Raw genomic sequence first — 2,029 nt, 5'->3', positions numbered from 1 at the left:
CTCCAAGAGAAATCTGTATCCCTATTTTCTGGACCGTTGGCAATTAGGAAATACCGTAATGAATCCGCATCATACCTCTCTAACAGATAAGGTACCCATACTGCCCAATTTCGGCTTGTTGAAAATTTTCTTCCTTCTAAAGTAAGAAATTCGCTAGAAATAATTTGATCTGGCAGGTGCAAATCCTTCAAACCCAGCAGAATAGCTGGCCATATTAAAGTATGAAATGGGATATTATCCTTTCCATGGATATAGTAGGATTTTACACCTTCTTTGGACCAAAACTTCTCCCATGATTCACCACGCTGTTTGGCCCACTGCTTACTGGCAGAAAGATACCCGCTTACAGCCTCTACCCACACATATATTTTTTTCCTTCAAAACCATCTAAGGGTACATCTACTCCCCAACCCAAGTCCCTAGTAGCAGCTCGATCCTGCAGCCCTTCTCCTAAATAACGCCTTGAAAGTCCAATGGCGTTCTCCCTCCAGCCATCCGCTCTATTAACAAAGTTCTCTAGTTCATTTTGAAACTTTGATAGTGCCAGGAAGTAATGATCAGAATACCTTGAAGTTGGACTCCCATTGCACAACTTACATGAACGATTATTCAGTTCTAAAGGATCCAATAATGCTGAACAGGTGTCACATTGATCACCACGAGCTGCACTACCACAATGAGGACAGTTCCCTTCAACATATCGGTCCGGCAGAAAGCGATCACAATCGTCACAGTAAGTTTGTTCAACTGCTTTTTTATACAGAACACCATTATCCAGTAGTTGATTAAATATTTCTTGCACAACTTCGTGGTGAAATGGATGATCCGTTCGAGTGTACAAGTCGTATGAAAATCCAATTTGACGGAAACAATCCATAAACTCATTATGGTATCGATCGGAAATTACTTGAGGGAAAACACCTTCTTGGTTAGCTTGAATTGAAATTGGTGTTCCGTGACAATCACTTCCTGATACGTAAAGTACCTCTTCTCCCCTTAACCGAAAATACCGCGCAATCACGTCACCTGGCAGTAAACTTGCTACTCTCCCTAAGTGAAGTGATCCGTTTGCGTAGGGCCACGCTCCTCCAATAAAAATGCTCATTTCAATTTCCTCCTTAGTTATCAAAATTTCTTGAAAACAAAAAAAAGCCCTCGTCCTCAAAAGGACGAGAGCTGTCGCTCACGTGTTTCCACCTAAATTTACCGATCCCTCACAGTGACCGGCCTCTACAGGTACGTCACCACATGAGGTGATTATACCCTGGCACGTTAACGGGTGCGCCCGGTGCGGCCTACTACCTCACTGAGAGGGTTCGATGCACAGCTCAGAGACCATGTTCGTCAGACGTTTCTTTACTCCTTCGCACCTACCGGAGCTCTCTGTTAAAAGAACGGGGTCCAACTACTCTTTCTCGTCGTTGCCATATTCATATTCCTGATATATCCAATTATAATTATATATCCCTAAAAATCAATCTAATTTTCAAAACTCTAGGATATGATTAAATGATGCCCACATATAACATTATCCATACAAGCAAGCTCTGAAACCAGTGCTAGCTCAAGAAAGGTGGTAACTCAACTTAAGCTACCCGCTGCCCGTTAGCGGAGTGAAGGGCTACCACGACGGCTAGCCCTTCAGATGTTTAACTATCGGTTCGCCGTTAGCTTAATGTGTTATCACTTCAGCAAAATTTATTGCGGTTCTTGTATGTGGAAGGTACGCAATTTTATACCATTTTCCCATCTCAACTTTTGGCGAAATTCCAAAGGTATACGTCTCACCGTTAATTACAACATATCTATTGAAATCCTTTTTCTGATAATAAATATTTGAAGGGAATCCTTCAATGTATCTAATATCCTTCATTAATAGTGACATTGTATCTTCCCAGTACGGTATTGCACCCCAAAAGAGATATAAACTAAACATAGTTCCTATTGTCTTTATCGACCACTCAATTATCCTACGAGATCTATATGAGAGTTTTTTATTAGTCCTCTTGTTTGTTCCCCATGTTTCCTC

1 protein-coding gene, 1 pseudogene and 1 other annotated feature are annotated in these 2,029 nt (G+C 41.4%); the gene and the pseudogene both read right to left on the bottom strand.

Translation table 11 applies throughout. The annotated features are described in order from the left end of the window. Positions 1-1,105: pseudogene (gene metG / locus AC1DVJ_RS30740) on the bottom strand (methionine--tRNA ligase); the annotation flags it as partial. Positions 1,106-1,162: 57 nt separating this feature from the next. Then, positions 1,163-1,431: a binding site (T-box leader), on the bottom strand. Between the two features lie 241 nt (positions 1,432-1,672). After that, positions 1,673-2,029: hypothetical protein (locus AC1DVJ_RS30735; RefSeq protein ID WP_477596690.1), on the bottom strand; the 357-nt coding region annotated here is incomplete at its 5' end.

This window comes from Paenibacillus sp. P4_A9 (assembly GCF_056402415.1).
Note: the sequence above shows the minus strand (reverse complement) of the source record. Positions and strands in the feature narration are given on the sequence as shown.